1 protein-coding gene is annotated in these 1,371 nt (G+C 69.1%); it reads left to right on the forward strand.

Annotation, left to right across the window (positions count from 1 at the left end; all coding sequences use genetic code 11):
- Nucleotides 1-6 precede the first annotated feature (6 nt).
- Nucleotides 7-1,371: helicase-related protein (locus tag AB7F93_RS11705; protein WP_428303132.1), on the forward strand; the 1,365-nt coding region annotated here is incomplete at its 3' end.

Raw genomic sequence — 1,371 nt, forward strand, 5'->3', positions numbered from 1 at the left:
CGCGTGATGGATCACATGAACCGCGGCTCGCTCGACCTTTCCGGCCTGCGCGCGCTGGTGCTGGACGAAGCCGACGAGATGCTGCGCATGGGCTTCATCGACGACGTCGAGTGGATCCTGTCCGAGTCGCCGGCCGAGCGGCAGCTCGCGCTGTTCTCGGCCACGCTGCCGGCGCCCATCAAGCGCATCGCGCAAGCACACCTGCGGGACGCGGTCGAGGTGTCCATCAAGGTGCGCACCACCACCGCCGAGACCATCCGCCAGCGGGTGTGGATCGTCACCGGCGGCATCGGCAAGCGCGAGGCGCTGACGCGCATCCTGGAAACCACGCCGCACGAGGGCGTGCTGATCTTCGTGCGCACCAAGATCGAGACCCAGGAACTCACCGATTACCTGAATGCCCAGGGCTTCGCCGCCGCGCCGCTGTCGGGCGACATCCCGCAGCAGCTGCGCGAGCACACCGTCAATCGCCTGAAGTCCGGGCAGATTGATCTGGTGGTCGCGACCGACGTCGCCGCCCGTGGCCTGGACGTGGAGCGCATCAGCCACGTCGTCAACTACGACATCCCCTACGACACCGAAGCCTACGTGCACCGCATCGGCCGCACCGGCCGCGCCGGGCGCAGCGGCGAGGCCATCCTGTTCGCCATGCCGCGCGAGCAGCGCATGCTGCAGAGCATCGAGCGCGCCACCCGCCAGCGCATCGAGGACATGGCCCTGCCGAGCGTGGACGAGGTCAACGAGGCGCGCGTGCAGCGGTTCATGAGCCGCATCGACGAGGCGCTCGCCAGCCCCGAGCAGACCGAGTCCGTGGCGCTGTTCCGCGAGCTGATCGAAACCCACGCGCAGGAAAAATCCGTCTCGGTCATCGACATCGCCGCCGCGCTGGCCGCCCAGTTGCAGGGCAGCGAACCGCTGCTGCTGCCACCCGACCGCCCGCAGCCCAAGCCCTACAAGCAGAAGCCCGAGCGCTCGCCGTTCCAGCGCGAGGAACGCCGCCCGCCGTTTGAACGGAGCGAACGGGGCGAACGGACTGAACGCGCCCCGCGGTTCGGGGAGGGTGAACGCCGCCCGCGCTTCGAGACCGACAGCCGCCCGCCGCGCTTTGGCGACGACGACCGTCGCCCGCCCCGCGCCCCGATGGGCGACGACAACCTGGAGACCTACCGCGTCGAAGTCGGCCACGCCCACAACGTGAAGCCGTCCAACCTGGTCGGCGCCATCGCCAACGAAACCGGCCTCGACAGCAAATTCATCGGCCGCATCGAGATTTACGACGACCACAGCACCGTCGACCTGCCCAAGGGCCTGCCCAAAGACCTGCTGGCGATCCTGAAACGCACCCGCGTCGCCGGCCAGCCGCTCGCCATC

This window comes from Immundisolibacter sp. (assembly GCF_050250495.1).
Classification (GTDB): domain Bacteria; phylum Pseudomonadota; class Gammaproteobacteria; order Immundisolibacterales; family Immundisolibacteraceae; genus Immundisolibacter.